At 67.2% G+C, this 17,851-nt stretch carries 13 protein-coding genes; 5 read left to right on the forward strand and 8 right to left on the reverse strand.

All coding sequences use genetic code 11. The features are described from left to right. Positions 1-26: 26 nt before the first annotated feature. Positions 27-806 (reverse strand): arylmalonate decarboxylase, encoded by a 780-nt coding sequence (locus tag LC060_RS09025; RefSeq protein WP_226634697.1) that lies wholly within the window; start codon positions 804-806, stop codon positions 27-29. Further along, entirely contained in the window at positions 803-1,996 is a 1,194-nt protein-coding gene (locus LC060_RS09030) for an FAD-dependent oxidoreductase (RefSeq protein ID WP_413465098.1), read from the reverse strand. The genes LC060_RS09025 and LC060_RS09030 overlap by 4 nt, the downstream gene beginning before the upstream one ends. A 183-nt stretch (positions 1,997-2,179) precedes the next feature. Here LC060_RS09030 and LC060_RS09035 point away from each other — a divergent pair, with 183 nt between their 5' ends. The 4 genes from LC060_RS09035 to LC060_RS09050 all read left to right on the forward strand — a co-directional run bounded on the left by LC060_RS09035 (position 2,180) and on the right by LC060_RS09050 (position 7,548). Next, entirely contained in the window at positions 2,180-2,977 is a 798-nt protein-coding gene (locus tag LC060_RS09035) for a helix-turn-helix domain-containing protein (RefSeq protein ID WP_226634701.1), read from the forward strand. A 169-nt stretch (positions 2,978-3,146) separates the two neighbouring features. Further along, positions 3,147-4,544, forward strand: coding sequence for an FAD-dependent oxidoreductase (locus LC060_RS09040; RefSeq protein ID WP_226634703.1), 1,398 nt, complete (start codon positions 3,147-3,149; stop codon positions 4,542-4,544). Beyond that, positions 4,544-5,359 carry an alpha/beta fold hydrolase gene (locus tag LC060_RS09045; protein WP_226634711.1) on the forward strand — a complete coding sequence of 272 codons (816 nt, stop codon included), beginning with the start codon at positions 4,544-4,546 and terminating at the stop codon, positions 5,357-5,359. The genes LC060_RS09040 and LC060_RS09045 overlap by 1 nt, the downstream gene beginning before the upstream one ends. Continuing rightward, entirely contained in the window at positions 5,359-7,548 is a 2,190-nt protein-coding gene (locus tag LC060_RS09050; protein WP_226634714.1) for a xanthine dehydrogenase family protein molybdopterin-binding subunit, read from the forward strand. Before LC060_RS09045 ends, LC060_RS09050 begins: the two co-directional genes overlap by 1 nt. Positions 7,549-7,661: 113 nt before the next feature. On the opposite strand, the gene LC060_RS09055 is transcribed toward LC060_RS09050, so the two are convergent. Further along, positions 7,662-10,037, reverse strand: coding sequence for a TonB-dependent receptor (locus LC060_RS09055; protein WP_226634715.1), 2,376 nt, complete (start codon positions 10,035-10,037; stop codon positions 7,662-7,664). Between the two features lie 547 nt (positions 10,038-10,584). Between LC060_RS09055 and LC060_RS09060 the strand changes: the two genes are divergently transcribed. Continuing rightward, positions 10,585-11,394, forward strand: a complete 810-nt coding sequence (locus LC060_RS09060) for an SDR family NAD(P)-dependent oxidoreductase (protein WP_226634718.1) — start codon at positions 10,585-10,587, stop codon at positions 11,392-11,394. A 70-nt stretch (positions 11,395-11,464) separates the two neighbouring features. Here the strand turns inward: LC060_RS09060 and LC060_RS09065 are convergent, their stop codons facing one another. From LC060_RS09065 to LC060_RS09085, 5 genes are all read right to left on the reverse strand, one after another. After that, a complete protein-coding gene (locus tag LC060_RS09065; protein ID WP_226634720.1) occupies positions 11,465-12,307 on the reverse strand; it encodes a class III extradiol dioxygenase family protein in 843 nt (280 codons plus the stop codon). Between the two features lie 4 nt (positions 12,308-12,311). After that, positions 12,312-12,701 (reverse strand): protocatechuate 4,5-dioxygenase subunit alpha, encoded by a 390-nt coding sequence (locus LC060_RS09070; RefSeq protein ID WP_213503748.1) that lies wholly within the window; start codon positions 12,699-12,701, stop codon positions 12,312-12,314. Between the two features lie 133 nt (positions 12,702-12,834). Continuing rightward, on the reverse strand, positions 12,835-13,614 hold the full coding sequence (locus LC060_RS09075; protein ID WP_226634722.1) for an SDR family NAD(P)-dependent oxidoreductase: 780 nt from the start codon (positions 13,612-13,614) through the stop codon (positions 12,835-12,837). A 118-nt stretch (positions 13,615-13,732) separates the two neighbouring features. Then, positions 13,733-16,489 carry a DUF5695 domain-containing protein gene (locus LC060_RS09080; protein ID WP_226634724.1) on the reverse strand — a complete coding sequence of 919 codons (2,757 nt, stop codon included), beginning with the start codon at positions 16,487-16,489 and terminating at the stop codon, positions 13,733-13,735. A 63-nt stretch (positions 16,490-16,552) separates the two neighbouring features. Then, a complete protein-coding gene (locus LC060_RS09085) occupies positions 16,553-17,773 on the reverse strand; it encodes an NAD(P)/FAD-dependent oxidoreductase (RefSeq protein WP_226634726.1) in 1,221 nt (406 codons plus the stop codon). Positions 17,774-17,851: the final 78 nt, after the last annotated feature.

Consider the following 17,851-nt stretch of genomic DNA (forward strand, 5'->3'; position numbering starts at 1 on the left):
CCCGCGCAGGACCTCGCCGGGAGCGATCAGAATTCGCTCATCAGGCGGCCAAAGCCCATCAGGCGGTCCTGAATGCCATTGGCGCGCAGCGCGTGCCAGTAGGTTGCGGTGTTGATCGCGATGACCGGCTTGCCCAGGTACAGCTCGGCTGCCGCCGCCGCGCGGATGCCCGAAATGTTGGTGCCGACCTGGATCAGCGCGTCCACGTCATCGCCGTCGAGCGCCTTGAAGGTGTCGATGGTGCGGCGCTCCTCGACTTCGGCGATGGCGAGCCAGGAGGGGCACTGCAGCGGAATGTCGCGCACCGTCTCGTAGCCGTGGTCGGCCAGGAAGTTCTTCACTTCGGCATTGGCGGTCGGGAAGTAGGGCGAGAAGAAGGCGACCTTCTTGATCCCCGGCCCATAGGCCTTGAGCGCGGCGACGACCGAATCCGCGCCGGTCGAAACGCCAAGCCCGGAAATCTCCTCGACGTTGCGGCGCCACTTGTCGGCCCCTTCCGCCCCGCCAAAGAAGGTCACCGCCGACATGCCCATGACGAGGTAGTCGGGTGCGCAGGTGAGCACGCCCTTGACTGCGTCCACGGTGTTGTCACTGATCTCCCAGGCGCCCGCCATGAAGGTCTCGTTGGAGACCGCCTTGGCGTTGTCGACGACGATGCGGCTGTAGTGGTTGGTGACACCGGGCACGCGCAGGTCGTCGAAATCGGGCTGGACGCTGGTGTTGGTCGAGGGGCCCAGGACACCGAACTTGCGGCGGAAGCCCAGCTGGTCGCGGTTCACGCGTCCGGGTACAGTATCGATGCTCATGCAATTTTCTCCGCGTCGGCCAGACTTTGGAACATGGCCTGTTTCAGAAGGTATTCGCGGCGCTTGACCGGATCGTTGGCGATCCCGGCCATGCGTGCGAGGCGGGCGGCGTGGGCCTCTCCCGGAGCGTGCTCCATGAAGGCCTTGTTCTCGATCGACTGGGCCTGGATGAAGGCCTTGGTGATCCCGCGGCGCTGGCGGTCGAACAGCGCAAGTTGCTCGCTATCGCCATCCTGGCGCAGCACGCTCCACAGCTTGTCGGCCAGATTCCAGACATCGTGGATGCCCGAATTCATGCCGAAACCGCCGAGCGGGTTGTTGATGTGCGCGGCATCGCCGACCAGCAGCATGCGCCCCTTGTGGAAGAGCGAGGCGACGCGCTGGTGCACGCGGTAGATCTTGCGGAAGGTCGTCTCCACGGGCGTGCCCGGAACGATCCGCGCGAAGATGTCGGCAATCGCCTCATCGCGCAGCAGCGCCTCGTCGCTGACGGCCTTGTCGCCGGGCACCAGGATGCGCCAGAGCCCGGGCACGGCCAGCAGCACGAGCCATTCCTCGGGATCGGCGATGTAGTTGACGAGCGCAATGTCGCGCATGGTCTCCTCGATCGGGTGCGCGGTCGAGACGCTGACGAACTTCTCCTCGTAGGTGAAGCCTTCGAAGTCGACGCCCATCAGCTTGCGCACGGTCGAATGCGATCCGTCCGCCCCGACGAGGAACTTCGCGCGGACCTCTTCGGTGCGCCCGTCCTTCTCCAGCGTCGCGACCACCCCTTCCGCGTCCTCGTGCGCGGAGACGAGCTTCGTGCCAAAGCGCATCTCGGCGTTCGCCATGCTTGGCAGGGTCTGCGTCAGGAGCCCGGCCATGTGGTGCTGCGGGCACTGGAGACGGAAAGGAAAGCGCGCGACATCGGCCACTTCGCCCAGGTCGAAATCATAGTGCTCGCCCGAGCGGCGGTCGCGCCACTGGTAGACCGGCGCCTTCAAACCCTTGGCAATGAGCGGCTCGGCGGCGTCGACCGCATCGAGCATTTCCAGCGTGGCGGCGTGGATCGTGGAGGCGCGAAGATCGCTCGCGAAGCTCTCGGTCTGCTCGCAGCACAGGACATCGATCCCCATGCTGGCAAGCCGCACCGCGCCAATCGCGCCCACCGGTCCACCACCGGCAATCAGAACTTCGGTCTCCCGCACGCACATCCCCTGTCGTCACGTATCTCGCTTTTCGAGCCCCGGGGATGCGGGTCGGGCCTGCGTGATGCCAGCTTCGGGAAATGCGATGTTCGTGAAATGAACAATTCGGCTTGCATGTCTCGCCCGAAACACGACAAGATGTCCTCCATTCCAGAACAATAAAACCTGAAAACCGAGAAGCCATTGACCGCCGATTCATCCATACGCGTGATTGGACGCGCGCTCGAAATCCTGCGCGTCATCAATCTGAAGGGCTCGCCCAGTCTCTCCGAAATCCAGCGTTCGGTGGACCTGCCCTATCCCACCGTGCTGCGGCTCGTGCGCGCGCTCGTGGAGGAGGGCGTGGTCGAGCGCGAACCCTCGCGCAAGCGCTACCGCCCGACCCCGCTGGTACAGGCGCTGTCCTATGGCTTCCAGGGCCACGACGCGCTCGTCACCGCCGCGCGCCCGCACATCGAGGCGCTGACCGGCATCGTGCACTGGCCGATCAGCGTGGTCACGCGCATGGGCAACATGATGGTCGTGCGCGATTCCACCAGCACCCAGACCCCGCTGACCTTCAACCACTATTACCCCGGCTGGCAGGTGCCCCTGATCCAGTCGGCCTCGGGGCGGGCCTATCTGGCCCACGCCACGCCCGATTCGCGCGCCTCGCTGATCCGCCACGTGGAAGCGACCGGCTCGGAAGGCGACGTGCAGATGCTGCGCGTCTTCGAGAACAGCGGCGAGGCCGAGAAGATCCGCAAGCAGGGCTATGTCGCGATCTCGCGCACCGCCTATTCGGCCAATCCGGGCCGCACCTCCTCCTTCGCGGTGCCCATCTTCGAGGGCGAGAAGCTGCTCGGCGCGCTGACGCTGGTGTTCTTCGCAACGGCCATGACGGTCGAGGATGCGCTGGCCAAGTACCTCGACCCCGTGCTCCAGACCGCGCGGCGCATCGGCGAGGACATGGGCCGCAGCGTCCCGGCGGGCACCGCCTGATCCGCGCCCTCGCGCGCCACTTTCATCTCCACCGGGTCGAGCACGCGGACGGAAAAATGTTCGCGGCGCGATCATCGAGGTCTCACGGCTCGCCGTCGGGCACGGGCCACGTCAGTCTTTGCTCCAAGCCAACAAGGCACCAAATCCAGGCTCGAGAAGCGGAGACAACATGACGGACGGGTTCGATATCATCGTGGTCGGGGCAGGCACGGCCGGCGTTCCTGCAGCGGCAGCGGCCGCCGCGCGCGGGCTCAAGGTCGCGCTGGTGGAAGCTGCGGACGACATCGGTGGCACGCTGGTCCTCTCGGGCGGCTCGATCAGCGCGGCGGGCACGGCGATGCAGCGCGCCGCGGGCGTGGCCGACGATGCCGACACCCACTTTGCCGACGCCATGCGCATCAACCACGGAACGGGCGACCACGTGCTGCTGCGCGACTGGATCGAGCGCGCGCCCGAAGCCATCGACTGGCTGCTGGAATCGGGCTGGACCTGCACCCCCTTCGAGCCCGTCTTCGCGCCCGAGCACGACCTCTACACGACGCCGCGCACCTACCGCAGCACCGAGCAGGGCTTCTCGCTGATCAAGGCCTACCGCAACGCGATTGCGCCGGCCATCAAGGCCGGAAATCTCGAACTCTTCCTCGAAACCCGGGTCGAGGACGTGATCGTCGAGGACGGCGTCGCCAGGGGCGTTGTCGCCACCCACAAGGGCGAGGAAATTCGCCTGGAAGCCAGGGCCGTGGTGCTCACCACCGGCGGCTTTGGCGGCAGCAAGGAGTTGTGGCAGGAGATCCACGGCGTGGTGCCGCTGCGCTACCACATCGACACCGTGGTCGGCGACGGTCTCAAGCTGGCCCGCAAGGCAGGCGGCACGAGCTGGTTCGAGGACACCCTGCTCCCGTCCTTCGGCGGCACGCGCGACCTTGGCGCTCCCGCTGCCGCCTGGGTCCACACCGTGATCGTGCCCAGCGTGCGCCAGCCCTGGGAAGTCTACGTCAACGCCGAGGGCGAGCGCTTCATGCCCGAGGACGAGCCCATCATCGATTCGCGCGAACGCGCCATCATGCGCCAGTCCGACTGGTCGTTCTGGGTCATCTACGACGAGGCCATCCGCAATGAGGCCCCGCCGCTCTTCAAGTGGGAGCCGGAAAAGCTCGAACAGCTCTTCGAAGGCTTCGACGAAGACTACGTGCGCGCCGATAGCCTGGAAGAGCTCGCCACCCGCTGCAAGCTGCCGGTCGGCACCTTCACGAACACCATCGACACCTACAACCGCGGCCAGAAGGTCGGCTCGGACATGTTCAAGCGCCAGCACCTGCCCGCCCCGATCGCAAACGGCCCGTTCTACGCGGTGCGCCACTACGGCTATTCGATCACCTGCTACCCGGGCATCAAGGTGGACCATGACCTGCGCGTCACCGGCGCGAACGGCGAGGCCATCGAGGGCCTCTACGCGGCGGGCGAGGCCATCGGCATTGGTTTCCTCGGCCATTCGTTCCTGAGCGGCGCCATCGTCTCGAGCGCGGTCACCTTCGGCCGCAAGCTCGGCCAGACGCTGCTCGCCTGATGGCTGCGGGCAGCGCCGAAGTCTCCCCGCGCCGGGGCTATGTCGACGGCCCCTTCGGGCAGATCCACTACCGCCGTACCGGCACGGGCCGCCCGCTCGTGCTGGTACACCAGGCGGCGATGGACAGCCGCCAGTTCGCGGCGGTCTACGGGCTCCTCGCCGAAGCGGGCTTCGATGCCATCGGCATCGACCTGCCCGGCTTTGGCAATTCGGACTGCCCGCCCTTCCCGCCGCGCGTCGAGGACCTTGCGGCCAGCATCGTCGCGGCCATCGACGCGCTCGGGCTCGAAAGCTTCGCCATCGCCGGGCACCACACCGGCGCCATGGTCGCGACCGAAGTGGCCCTGGCCCTGCCCGAACGGGTCCAGCGTCTGGTCCTCAACGGCCCGATGCCGCTGACCGATGCTGAGCGCAGCGCCTTCTTTGCCGACAAGCATCTGCGCGAAAAGGAAATCGTGCCCAAGCCCGGCGGCCAGCATTTCGCCGAGTTCGCCGCGATCCGCGAACGCCTCGTGGCAGGCAGCCTTCCTGTCGAGACCGTCAACAGCTACGTCCTTCAGGCCATGGGGGCCCCCTCGCCGTTCTGGTACGGACACAACGCCGGCTTCCAGTACCGCCACGAGGACAGCCTGCCACGCCTTGCCTGCCCCACGCTGATCCTCACCAACACCGGCGACCAGATCTACGAACACGCCCAGCGCGCCCGGGCCCTGCGCCCGGACATGGCTTATGCCGAGCTGGAGGGCGGCGGCGTCGATATCATCGACCAGCAGCCCGAAGCCTGGACGAAGACCCTGACGGAGTTCCTCACCTGATGCGACACGAACCGGACACCTCCTCGCCCCGAGCCCACGCGGGCCTGGATCGCCGCCGGTTCGTCTCGCTCTCGGCCACGGCGCTGGTGCTGGGCATCATGGCCCCGAAGCTGGCCCGGGGCGCGACGCCCGACGGCGCGCAAAGTCTCGCGAGGGCGCAAGAGGACGCCCCCCACCTGGCCAGCCCGTTCCTGAGCATCGATGCACAGGGCACCGTCACCGTCTATGCCAAGCACCTCGACATGGGTCAGGGCATCTGGACGGGGCTCGCCACGATCCTTGCCGAGGAACTCGACGCCAACTGGGAGCAGGTGCGCGTGGAAGGCGCGCCCGCACGTCTCCCCGACTATGTCCACCTCGACTACGGCGCGCAGACCACCGGCGGCTCCACCTCCATCGCACAAAGCTGGCAGCAGCTGCGCGAAGCCGGGGCGAACGCGCGCGCCATGCTCGTCGCCGCCGCCGCCGCGCGCTGGCAGGTTCCCGCAGGCGACATCACGGTCGCGAACGGCGTCGTTCGCGCTGGCGAGCGCAGCGCCCATTTCGGGGAACTTGCCGCCGAGGCCGGAGCCCAGGACGTGCCCGAGGCCAGCCCCAAACCGCGCAGCGCCTACAGCCTCGTCGGTCAGCGCGCGCTGGGTGCGCTCGATGCGCGCGCCAAGTCGACCGGGCGCCAGCTCTACGCCATCGACGGGGGCTGGCCCGGCCTCAAGGTCGCGCTGCTGGCCCGCCCGCCGCGCCTTGGCGCGCGCGTCGCGCGCTTCGATGCCAGCGCGGCAAAAGCCATGCCCGGAGTGCGCGCGGTCGTTGAGATTCCAGGTGGCCTTGCCGTCGTTGCGGACGGCACCTGGCAGGCGATGAAGGCGCGCGACGCGCTCGACATCACCTGGGACGAAAGCGCGGCGAGCACCACCAGTTCGCAAGGCTACCTCGACACCCTCGCCGAGGCGATGGACAGCGCCGAGCCCGAATTCAGCGAGGAGCGCGGCGACAGTGCGGCGGCCTTTGCCAAGGCCGCGCAGGTCCTCGAAGCCGAGTTCACCTTCCCCTACCTCGCCCACGCGCCGATGGAGCCGCTGACCTCGATGGGGCGGATCGAGGACGGGGAGTGCTATCTGCGCGCCGGGTTCCAGTCGCAGACGATCAACCAGCAGGCCGCAGCCGAAATCCTGGGCGTCCCCACCGAGAAGGTCCATCTGGAGACGATTGCCGCAGGCGGCAGCTTCGGGCGGCGCGCGGCAGCGGATTCGGACTGGATCTGTGAACTGGCGCAAGTGCTCAAGGCGACGCAGGGGCGCTGGCCGATCAAGCTGATGCGCACGCGCGAGGACGAGATGGCCGCCATGCGCTACCGTCCTCAGGCGCTCCACCGCCTGCGCGCCGCGCTCGATGACACCGGGCGCCCCACCGCCATCGAACACGGCATCGGCGGCGAAGGCGTGTTTCCGCACCTCCTCAAGATCGCCCCCGAGGTCCACCGTTTCAGCGTGATCCTGGGCAATGCCTTTGAACAGTATGATTTTCCGGCGGGCCGTCTCGACTGGTGGCGCGCCGATCTCGACATTCCGGTCGAGACCTACAGGGGCATTGCCAACAACCACACCGCGCCGGCCAAGGAGATCTTTGTTGATCGCCTTGCCCGCGCGGCAAAGGCCGATCCACTCGCCTTTCGCCTGAACCTTCTTGCCGAGCGCCCGCGCGCAGCCGGGGTCCTGCGCCGCGCGGCCGCCATGGTGGACTGGGATAGCCCTGCGCCCGAAGGGATCACCCGGGGCGTCGCGGTGCAATTCGCCGATGAGACCCACATTGCCCAGATCGCCGAAGTCTCGGGCACGCCCGAGGACTACCGCATCGAGAGGATCGTGTGCGCGGTGGATCTGGGCCTTGCGATCAACCCGGACATCGTGCGCGCGCAGATCGAGGGCGGCATCGCCTTTGCGCTCTCCAACACCTTTGTCAGCGAACTGACCGTGGAAAACGGCGCAGCCGTGCAGTCGAACTTCCACGACTACCCGATCCAGGGCATGTACGACATGCCGCGCCGGATCGAGGTGGCCATCGTCGACAGCGAGGAGGCCCCGACCGGCATTGGTGAGCCGGGCTCGCTGCTGGCCGGCGCCGCCGTCATCAACGCGCTCGAACGCATGGGCGCGAAGCCTGTCACGTCCTTCCCCTACCGCCCGGTCTGACCTTTAGGGAAGCCCCACGCAAGCGCCCACGAAAAACCCCGGCGGTTCGCACACCGCCGGGGTTTTTCGTAGGCAAGTTCGGGAAGGGAGCCAAGGCCCCCTCCCCTCGCGCCTCAGAAGTCGTAGCGGACGCGGAAGCCCCAGGTACGCAGCTGGGGCAGGCCCACCACCATCGTGTCATACGTGGCAAAGCTCTGCGCCGGGTTCGCCAGTTCCCAGTTGGGCTGCACGCTGGTGTAGGTCTTGTTGTTGAACGCGTTGGTGACGAAGCCCTCGAAGCTGAGACCGTCCGAGCGCATGCCCAGGCGGAAGTTGACGACTGCGGCATCGTCGGTCTTCGCGTAGTTGCCTTCGCTGGCGTAAACGCCCGACTTGTAGGTGAACTCACCCCGGCCATAGACCGAATAGTCGCCCATCGACGGCACCGGCACGGCGTACTCCGCCCAGCCCTGCAGCGAGTACTTCGAGGTAAACGGCAGGCGGTTGCCCGTCGCGTCCCCGTCGCCGGTCATTGTCTGGCAAAAGGCGCACGAGCCGCGCTTGATCGTACTATCGTTGATCGCACCAGCCAGGAACATCGTCAGCTCGTCGGTCGGACGCGCGGTCATCTCCAGCTCGAACCCCTTGAGGTCGACGCGGCCCTGGTTGGTGAAGACCGAGACATAGAGCGGCGTGTCGTTGGGACGCGGGATGAGCAGCGTCGTCTCGGTGATCTTGTCGGACCAGATGTCGTAGTAGACATCACCCGCAAAGATCAGGCGGCCATTGAACAGGCTGCCCTTGAACCCCGCCTCGAAGTTGTCGAGGATTTCGGGCTTCACGCCGTGGGTGACGCCCTGCGCTTCGAGGTCCGCGGCGTACTCGGGCGGGACCGAAAGCAGCGGGTCGATGCCCAGCCCCGGGTTCACACCGCGCGAGTAGGTCGCATAGAGCATGAGGTCCGGACTGGGCTTGTACTGGACGCTGACGCGCGGAAGGAAGTTATTGTAGGTCTTCTCGTAGCCGATCACATCGGTCGCGCCGTCGCGGCTCATGATCGTGTCGGACTGGTAGCGCCCGTCGAGGTCGATCGTGATTGTGTCGGTCAGGTCATAGGACAGGCCGAAGAAGCCGCCCCAGGTCTCGTTCTCGCTGGTCGAGGAAAAGTCCGAGGAGAGCCCGCTAAAGAAGTAGAGCTGCGCGTAGCCTTCATAGCCCTTGGCCCACAGGTAGCTGCCGCCGGCCATCCAGCGCAGGCGCGCATCGGGATCGGAGGAGACCCTGAACTCCTGCGAGAAGTCCTTCTGGCGGTGCTGGATGGTGAACGGCCAGTCGGTGTTCTCCATCGCGAACTCGTCGTTCGTGAAGGTGTTCTCGTACGGCGAGGCGACGCCCGTGATGGGGTAGAGCACGGTCCAGGAATTGCGGTTGAGCCCGGTCATGCTGGTCAGGCTGATGCCGCTGTCGGTGACGTATTCGACCGTCGCGCTGAAGTGGTTGCTGTCGCGCACCATGCCGTAGTGGTCGATGTTCTCGTCCTGCGACATGATCGGCGAATAGTTGGCGAACATCTCCTGCAGGCCGGGCGTGATCTCGGTGTTCGCGCTGGGCTGGCCGGGCAGCAGATCGGGCAGCTGGCCGCAGAAGAAGGGATTGCCGCCGATCTCGCAGTTGGCCTGCTCGGGCAGCAGCACGCCGGTCGCGCCCGCGCCGTCATCGTCGTGCGCGATCATGCCGAAGAGCTTGACCGAGAGATTGTCGGTCGGCGTGAAATCCAGCTGGAGCGAGCCGCTGCGGGTCGACTGGTCGCCCAGCATCTCGCCCGGCATCGCGTTGTTCTTCCACGATCCGTCACGGGTGAAATAGCGCCCGCTCGCCCGGAACGAGAGCACGCCCGGAACGATCGGACCGCCCACCGCACCGCGCAGGTCCAGGTAGTCGCGCGAGCCGCCAAGAGCGCTCACATAGCCGGTGAAGTAGTCGGTCGGCTGCGCGGTCACCATGTTGATCGCGCCAGCAAATGTCTGGCGGCCGAAGTAGGCGCTCTGCGGCCCCTTGAGCACTTCGACATGGTCGAAATCGAAGATGCCCGTCACGGTGCCATCGGAAATGGGAACGCCGTTGATGAAGGTCGAGCTTGTCCGGTTGCCGCGGCTGGGCGCCATGCCGCGAATGATCAGCGCGGTCTGGCTGCGGTCCGAGCGCGCCGATCCGGCAATCGAGTTGTTGAGGTTCATGCCCGGCGTGATCGCGGTCAGTTCCTCGACCGTCTGCACGTTGAGCGCGTTGAGGTCCTCGCCCGAATAGGCGCTGATCGCCACGGGCACATCGAGCGCGCTTTCCGAGCGCTTGCGCGCGGTGACAGTGATGACGCCCGGCGTGTGCGTCGCGGTCTCGTCCTCGGCGGCGGTCGGCGCTTCCTGTGCCCACGCCGTGCCGCCGCTTGCCATCATCAGCGGCGTCAGCGCCATTGCGCTTGCCAGCAGCGTGTTCCTGGTCCTGATCTTCATGCTTCCCCCTGGTGTCGTCATCGTTGTTGCCGGTCAGCCGCCCCGTTTTCTCCGGCAAGGCATGCCCCCATGCATGCCTTGTGTCCGAGAGCTCCCCGAGCCTGGCCTCGTGACCGGACGGGGGCGAAAACGCGGTAGCGCCGCCCCGAAGGCTGCTTGGCTTTGTTCGCAGGATCGACGGCAAACGCCCAAAATGTCCACGCCACGAATGTTTGTGGGAGAAGGCCAAATCGCAAAACTCCTATATATCTGAAATATATGGATATAATTTATTATACCATTTGCGCGCACAGCCACGGCAAAGTCCGCGGACGCGCGAGCGAACCCGCGCGAAAAATCGTGTTAACCTTGGAGTTCGAAGAGCGGATAGGGCTACCCGACACGCGGATAGAGATGGCCGCTGGCGCTTCACGATTCGCGCGAACGCAGGGGTGCGATTCGCGGTTTGACGCGGGCCACCTCCTCAAGGGGGTGGAAAAAGTACCGACTTTCGCAGCCCGCCCCGATCCCTATGCAGGGAAAAACACCTGAGGAAGAGGAGAGGAACATGGCCCAGGATGCAATCCGCATGGACGGAAAGGTCGCCATCGTCACCGGCGGCGCGGGCGGGATCGGCGGCGCGACCGCGCGCCTTTTGACCGCACGCGGCGCCAAGGTCGTCATCGCCGACATTGCCTTTGCCCGCGCGATCGATCTCGCGCGCGAACTGCCCGATGCCCATGCCATCGAGGTCGACCTGGAAGATCCGGGCTCGATCGAGAACATGGTCGAGGAGACGCTCTCGCACTTCGGGCGCCTCGACGTGCTGCACAACAACGCCGCGCTGCTCGGCCCCGACGTCGCGCTCGCCGATACCGATGTCGAGAGCATGGACACCGCGTTCTGGGACCGCACCTTCGCGATCAACGTGCGCGGCACCATGATCGCCTGCCGCACCGCGCTGCCGCACTTGCGCGCAAGCCAGGGTAACATCGTCAACACGGTCACCAACCTCGCGCTGCAGGGCCATATCGTGCAGGCCGCCTATTCCTCCTCGAAGGCCGCGATCATCCAGATGACGCGCGCCATCGCGGCGAGCCACGGCGTCCATGGGGTACGCTGCAACGCGGTGGCTCCGGGAATGACGGTCACGCCCTCGCTGCTCGAAGCCTTCCCGGCAGGCCTTCGCGAAGCGGTCGAGGCCGAGACCCTGCGCGACCGGCTCGGCGCGCCCGAAGACATTGCCGAGGCGGTGGCTTTCCTCGCCTCGGATGCGGCGCGCAACGTGACGGGTGAAGTGCTGGTCTGCGATGGCGGGAGCACCAGCCACGTGCCCGGCCTCGCCCCGTTCCGCGCCTTCCTCGCCGCAGGTGGCTGAGCGCGGCACGCAACATAGCCCCGCCGACATATCCGGCGGGGCTTCCGGCTTTTACCTTAGGCGAACAGGCTCAGGCGGTCTCGAGAAGCATCGTCGCCGCCGCCGTGTTCGAGATCGGGATGTGGTAATTGCGGTGCGTCTCGCGCGCAGGCGCCGCGCCCAGCGCGCCGCGCGCCGCGATCCAGTTGAGGATCTCCACCCCTTGCGAGCCCGACTTGCGCACGATCTCCTTCGTGCTGTCGACGCAGATCGCTTCCGGGTTGGCGGCCAGGCTGTCCATGCAGAAGCGGTCGTAGTCGGGATTGACGAAGCCCGCACGCTCGCCGTCAAGCTGGTGCGAAAGGCCACCCGTGCCGATCACCACGATCTTCTCGGCCCCCTGCCAGCTTTCCAGCGCGCGGTGGACCGCGCGGCCGAGCGCCAGGCAGCGCTTGGCCGAAGGCAGCGGGTACTGCACCGTGTTGATCGCAATCGGCACCAGCTTCAGGGGCCATTGCTTCGCGTCGGGATAGGCGAGCTCAAAGGGGATCGAGAGCGCGTGGTCGACCAGCATCGACTGGCAGGTGGTCACGTCGAACTCATCGCCCACCAGCTGCTCGATGATGTGCCAGCTGAGGTCCGGGTGGCCGGCGAAGGACTTGAACAGCGGCAGGCCCCAGCCCTCGTCCTCGTTGCGGTACTCGTGCGCCGCGCCCACCGCAAAAGTCGGCATCTTGTCGAGGAAGAAGTTGAGGCCGTGGTCGTTGTAGAAGCACACCGCCACGTCGGGACGCTCGGCCTCCAGCCATTCGCGCACGGGCGGGAAGCCGTCAAAGAAAGGCTTCCAGTAGGGCTCGTCCTGGTCGCCGCGCACGATGGCGCCGCCGATGGCGGGGACGTGGCTGGTGAAGTAACCTCCGATGATCCGGGCCATGGTCTCAGTCCTCCCCGGCCTTGCGACCCTGCGCGAGCAGCATCGCCTTGAATTCGTCCACGCTCATGCCGGTCTGCTGCGCGCCCACGTCCTGCACGTTGAGGCCGAAGATGCCCGCCAGCTTGGCGAGGTAGTAGATGTTCCCGCCCGCCTCGATCATGGCGAGGACATTGCGCGCGCGCACCGCAGCGAGCTGCTCTGAGCTCAGGCCATAGCGCTGGCAGTAGGCGTCCTCGTCCGCGAGGAAGGCCTCGCGGTTGGCCGCCTCGTTGAAGGAGAAGCACATGGCGTTGAGCGCGTAGCCCTTGGCCGCCGCGCAGCCGTCGAACAGGTGCGTGCCGAAGATCGGCGCGCTGTCGCCGGGCGGCGGCGGGGTATCGGGTGCTAGGGTCATTCGGGCTATCCTCTTTATCCGGTCCTGTTAGATCGGTGATGAGAATAGGCGTGCGGGAATGCCCCGTTCTTGATCGCGATCAAGCGCCTTGCGAGACGCGCTGGATCGGATGATACTTAGTCTGAGCTTATAGCTATTCGGCGGTCCAGCCACCATCGACGACAAGGCTCGTGCCGGTCATCATCGCCGAGGCATCGCCCGCCAGAAACAGCACCGCGCCCATCAGGTCCTCGGGCACGCCGATGCGGCCGATCTTGATCTTTTCCAGCACACTTGCCTTGAACGCGGGGTCCTCGAAAAAGGGTTTGGTGAGAGGTGTTTCGATGAACGTCGGGGCAATCGTGTTGGAGCGGATGCCGTGGGGCGCCAGGTCCAGCGCAAAGGCCTTGTTCATGCCCTCCAGCGCCCACTTGCTGGCGCAGTAGAGCGAGCGGTTGGGGCCTCCCACATGGCCCATCTGCGAGCCCATGTGGATGAGGCTGCCCTTGGTGCCCGTCGCCATCATCCGCTCCACGCAGGCCTGCGCGACAAAAAACGCGGCCTTCACATTGAGGTCCATGACCGCGTCGAAATCATCTTCGCTGGCCTCCCACATCGGCTTGGGGCGGTTGGTGCCCGCGTTGTTGAGGAGGACATGGAACGGCTCGCGCGCGGCAAAGAAGGCGCGCACGGCTTCTGTGTCCGAGACATCGAGCGGCGCGGCCTCGGCGCGGTAGCCCGCTTGGCGCAACTGGGCCGCGACGGCCTCGATCTCCGGCTGCGTGCGGGCCACCAGGGTTACCTCGGCCCCCGCCTCGGCCAGCGCGGCGGCGGCGGCAAGGCCGATCCCGCGTCCCGCCCCCGTCACCAGCGCGCGGCGCCCGTCGAGGCGGAAGCTGGGTGTCGCAGGAAGCGGCGTGGAGGGCTGGGTCATGGCGGGTCCTCTCATTCGGGCAGGGGCGCAAGGGTGCGCGCGGACCGCCCTAGCCCGAAAAGGCCCTTCCTGTCAGGCTCTGCGCGCGCCGCTGTCCGGAATGCGAATTTCCCGCCGCTCAGGCGAAGGCGAGGTCAACCACCGTGCGCGTGGTGCCCTGCGCGATCTCCAGCGCAACCCGTCCGCGCGCATCCAGATCGCGCGCCGCCCCGTCGATGCGCAGACCTTGCACCTGCCCGAGCGTGAGCAGGCTGGTGCGCGCAGGGCCCGCGCCGTGTTCGAGCACGACGCGGCACCCCTTGCCCGAGGGAGCCACTTCGATGGCCTCTTCGCGCGCGAAGCGTACACCGGGTGCCAGCTGCAGATCGAACGCGGCGTGCTGAAGCCGGACGTGGAAACGGCGGCGCACCCCGTCACGCGGGACCACGCGCAGGATCCCACCTGCCTCCTCAAGGCTGCCGCCATGGGCGATGCGCCCCAGCAGCGGATCGTCGGCGAGGGTCGTTGCGGCCGCGCGCAAGGCCCCGCAGAAGCCCAGGTCGATCTCGCACGAATAGTACCAGGCCCCGTGCCAGTGCGGCTGGTCGAGCCAGGTCTGCCCGAGCGCGGCAGGCTCGAACCCGCCGCCCGCCGCGCCGTCGTTGGCCTTGCCCGGATACCAGTAGCCGTGGCCGCTTTCGGGTGTCCCACTGTTGAGCAGCGCCCAGCTGCTCAGCGTCGAGGCGTGGCCCAAGCGCAGCAGCGCGTGCGGGTCGGGCGCATCGTGGAGCGCGTAGTCGAGCACGCCCCAGCCGCCCATCTGCGCCATGTAGGTCAGCGTATAGGCATCGCCGCCCTGCCCCCGGTAATCGCTGCCAAGGTAATAGTAGGAAGGCTCCAGCCAGCCCCGGCAGAACAGGTTGGCGGCGAACTGGCGCTCGCGAAAGGCGCGGGCGCGTTCGGGCGCAAACGTGCCGGGGCGCTCCAGCGCGTAGCGGGCCATGGCCTGCGTCGATTCAAAGCCCGTGGAATCGAAGGCGTATTCCGAGACGAAAAGGTCCTCCACTTCTTCCACGAAGTGACGCACCTTGTGCTCCCAGAAGCCGCGCAATTCGCCCGCCCAGGCCTCCTTGCCTTCCGCCTCGAGCGCGTCGATGAGTTCGGGCAGGACGATCTCGTTATAGTAGCCGATGTTGTTCGCGTCCCAGCCGACCAGCGTGTCGGGCACGGTGAACATCGCGCGCGCGGTGCCAAAGGCGCGTTCGAGGTAGGCCTCGGCCGAAAGCCGTGTCGAGACACCCGGATGAAGCCGCGCGGCCCGGTACATCCCGAAGTACATGACGACGATGTGCGGGTAATCGTAGGTGCGCCACAGGTGCTCGCGCCCCTTGGGGCCGGGGTCTTCGCTCTCGCGGTTCCGCTTCCAGTCGAGGATGCCGTAGATGCCGTAAGGCCAGGGCTCCTCGCTCGTCTGCTGAAGGCCACCCCAGACGAAGTGCTCGATATAGTCGTCCAGCGCGTCGATCTCGGCCTGGACCGGGTATTCGGCGAGCTTGGCGCCCAGGAACGCGGGCTTGGAAAGGCCCGGATCATCGCAGGTCACTTCATAGATGCGCCAGCCCCCGATGCGGTCGTAGTTGTCGGGGCCCAGCAGCACCTCGCTCTGCATGTTCCATTCGGCCAGAAGCCCGTTGTACCACTTGGCGGGATCGGTGTGGCGGTGGCTGGCAATGAAGGCCCCGCGCTTGGCGATCATCGTCTCGACCGGCTCGGTCGCGAAAAATTCGAGCGTCGTGCGCGCGCCGTTCTCCTGCACCAGCGTCAGGTGGTTCTCGCCCAGCCGTGCCAGCTCCACGCGGTAGAGCTGGCGCCCCGCGCGCGTCCCCAGCGCGGTAATGCGCGTGTTGCCGGGATGCTCCGCCTCGATCCGGGCGACCGGAATGCGCGAGCCCAGCGAGAGCGTGACCGCAAGATCACTGGGCACGGTCATGCCCGGGCTCAGCTCGACATCGACCAGGCCGCGATCGGCAATCGCGGCGCGCATCTGGGCATAGCCTTCCACCAGCGCAAAGGTCACGCCGCGCTGCGCGCGCGCGCCTGGGGCAAGGTGCAGCGACGTCGCGGGAAGGCGCCAGCGCGAATGGGCCTTGCGCACCTTGTCCACCGCGCACGCGGCGTGGAAATAGACCTGGTAGCAGGGGCCCTCACGGCGAAAGCCCTCCCAGTATTCCAGCGCGCTGCCCTCCTGCGCGAACATCGCCAGCCAGGGCGTCGCGCTGTCCTTGCGCTGCCAGAACACGTGCGAGCCCGCGCCCGAGATGAAGCTGTGTTTCAAGAGCCCCTGCGGGTCCTTGCCGTCGCTTGCCTGCAGCTCGTTGATCGGGAGGCCCAGCGCCAGATCGCCCAGTTCGAGCGCCTCGCCGCCGGTGTTCGCCAGATCGAGGGTGAGGGCAAGGTCGCCCCCCTCCAGCGCGAAGCCTACGGTGAGGACCAGGCCCGCGCCCAGCGCATAGCGGGTGGCGAGCGTGTTCGCCGTGGCCTCTGCGACGTCGCCCGCCAGCGCCGTGGTGGCAAAGGTGCGCCATTCCCCCGCGCCGATGCGGAAAGCCCCGCGCACCTCGCCCAGACGTCCGCCCGCGCGGATGAAGTCGCCGAGCGCTTCGTGGCCTGCGGCGAGCAGGCTGGTGACACAGCCGCCCTCGCACCCGGTCACAAAGGCCGCGCCCTCCTGCGCCAATGCGCGGCTGACGCGGCGCACGCCCGGCTCGGCCGCGCGGGCGAGGGACGGGGCGAGTGCGGGCAGCGCCAGCGCGCCGATACCGCTTTTCAGAAGCGCGCGGCGCGAGGCCGAAGACGGGCGAGCACAGGCGCTCAAGGGCGCACGGGGGGAAGTCATCCGGGCATCATCCAGGTCTGCCAGGCAAGTGGGGCCTACGCCCCCGTGCCTGTCGGGGAGAGGTCAGGCGAAACGGGAAAGGTCGAAGGGCGCGAGCGGCAGGCTGGTGCGGCGACCATCGAGCATCTCGGTCACGAGCCGTCCGGTGACAGCGGCCAGCGTCAGCCCCAGGTGCTGGTGCCCGAAGGCGTAGTAGAGATTGTCGGCAAGCTGCGAGCGGCCAATCGCGGGCAGGTAGTCGGGCAGGGTCGGGCGCGCGCCCATCCAGCGCTGGAACGGCCCGGTGATCGGCAGGCCAAGCTCGGCGATGTGGCGTTCCAGCCGCGCCCACTTGCGCGGGTCGGCGGGGGCATCGGCGCGCGCAAACTCCACGAAGCTCGCCGCCTGCACGCACGAACGATAGCGCGTGACGATCATCGCGCGCTCCTCGTAGACGACGGGCGGCAGGTCCTCGGGCCAGTGCTGCGCGTCGGCGCGCACGTGATAGCCCCTCTCGGCAATGATCGGCACCTTGTGGCCGACCGGCGCCAGCAGCGCGCCCGAGCGCACGCCTGCACAGACCACCACCTGGTCACACTCCACGCCCGCAATGGAAATGCGTCGGCCTTCACGGACCAGACGCCCCTCCCCCTCGATCCGCGTGCCGCCGCGCTCGGCAAAGGCCGCGAGGAGCGCCTTGCGCAGTTCATTCAGATCGGTGATCTGCGCGGTGCCGGTAAAGCGCATGGCACCTGCAGGGTGCGCGGCACCGAGCGCCGAAAGACGCGCCAGGTCGGCCGACGAGGCGGGCGCGGCCCTGGCCGTGCCCGTGTCGGCGGCCGCAAGATCGCGCGCGCCCTCACGCGCAGCGCGTTCGTCCAGCCAGGTCACCAGGTGACCGCCTTCGCGCAGCAGGTCCGGTGCGCCGATCTCCTCCACTTGCGCGCGCCAGGCGCCAAGCGCCTCGGCCAACAGCCGCGAGAGCGCCGTGCGCCCCGCCGCAAAGCGCTTCGCACCCGACGCGCCCAGAAGGCGTGTGGTGAAGGGAAGCCAGGTCGCGATCTCGCGCGGGGGCAGTGCAAGCGGGCCGCCTGCGGCGAAAAGACGTCCCGGGACACTGCGCACCTGCTCCATCGAGGCCAGCGGGGCGACCTGCTCGACCGCGATGTGCCCGGCGTTGCCCCAGGACGGCGCGGCGGCGCCGGGATCGTTGTCCAGGAGGGTGACGCGGTGGCCCGCCTTGAGCAGCGCCAGCGCTGCGGACAAGCCCACAACACCGCCCCCGATGATCCCCACGTGCCCCATCAAAAACTCCGTTGACCACAAACTTATTTCGTATACGGTATATCTAATTCCACGAGGCAGCAAGACTCAATGACCCGC

Origin of the sequence: Novosphingobium profundi, assembly GCF_020524485.1 — a bacterium.
Taxonomy (GTDB): Bacteria; Pseudomonadota; Alphaproteobacteria; order Sphingomonadales; family Sphingomonadaceae; genus Novosphingobium; species Novosphingobium profundi_A.

Coding starts and splice junctions, on each gene's coding strand:
- LC060_RS09075 (WP_226634722.1), bottom strand. CDS start 13,614: ATGACCCAGCCCTCCACGCCGCTTCCTGCGACACCCAGCTTCCGCCTC.
- LC060_RS09080 (WP_226634724.1), bottom strand. CDS start 16,489: ATGACTTCCCCCCGTGCGCCCTTGAGCGCCTGTGCTCGCCCGTCTTCG.
- LC060_RS09045 (WP_226634711.1), top strand. CDS start 4,544: ATGGCTGCGGGCAGCGCCGAAGTCTCCCCGCGCCGGGGCTATGTCGAC.
- LC060_RS09060 (WP_226634718.1), top strand. CDS start 10,585: ATGGCCCAGGATGCAATCCGCATGGACGGAAAGGTCGCCATCGTCACC.
- LC060_RS09085 (WP_226634726.1), bottom strand. CDS start 17,773: ATGGGGCACGTGGGGATCATCGGGGGCGGTGTTGTGGGCTTGTCCGCA.
- LC060_RS09040 (WP_226634703.1), top strand. CDS start 3,147: ATGACGGACGGGTTCGATATCATCGTGGTCGGGGCAGGCACGGCCGGC.
- LC060_RS09070 (WP_213503748.1), bottom strand. CDS start 12,701: ATGACCCTAGCACCCGATACCCCGCCGCCGCCCGGCGACAGCGCGCCG.
- LC060_RS09065 (WP_226634720.1), bottom strand. CDS start 12,307: ATGGCCCGGATCATCGGAGGTTACTTCACCAGCCACGTCCCCGCCATC.
- LC060_RS09050 (WP_226634714.1), top strand. CDS start 5,359: ATGCGACACGAACCGGACACCTCCTCGCCCCGAGCCCACGCGGGCCTG.
- LC060_RS09025 (WP_226634697.1), bottom strand. CDS start 806: ATGAGCATCGATACTGTACCCGGACGCGTGAACCGCGACCAGCTGGGC.
- LC060_RS09055 (WP_226634715.1), bottom strand. CDS start 10,037: ATGAAGATCAGGACCAGGAACACGCTGCTGGCAAGCGCAATGGCGCTG.